Genomic DNA, 331 nt, shown 5'->3' with positions numbered 1-331 from the left:
ACAGGGCAGCGTGCAGCAAATCTTCGACGCGCCGCAGGACGCCTACACCAAGGCGCTGCTGGCCTGCCGCCCGCACCTGGACCGGCGGCCGCAGCGGCTGGCGGTGATCGACGACTTCCTGCAGCCGGGCGGCTACGTGGAGCCGCCGCAGCGTGAGCGCGGCTACCAGGCTGACGACGAAATCATCCTGGACGTGCGCGGGCTCTGCAAATCCTTCGACGTGCGCGAAGGCCTGTTCGGCAAACGCCAGTTCCACGCGGTCAAGGATGTGTCCTTCAAGCTGGCCAAGGGAAAGACCCTGGGCATCGTCGGCGAATCCGGCTCCGGCAAA

The 331-nt window shown here is 67.1% G+C and carries 1 pseudogene; it reads left to right on the top strand.

Annotation, left to right across the window (positions count from 1 at the left end):
• A pseudogene (locus JW897_RS24185) lies at nt 1–331 on the top strand (ABC transporter ATP-binding protein); the annotation flags it as partial.

Origin of the sequence: Chromobacterium alkanivorans, assembly GCF_016937655.1 — a bacterium.
GTDB classification, from domain to species: domain Bacteria; phylum Pseudomonadota; class Gammaproteobacteria; order Burkholderiales; family Chromobacteriaceae; genus Chromobacterium; species Chromobacterium alkanivorans.
The sequence above is the reverse complement of the archived record's forward strand: the minus strand, read 5'-3'. Positions and strand labels throughout refer to the sequence as shown.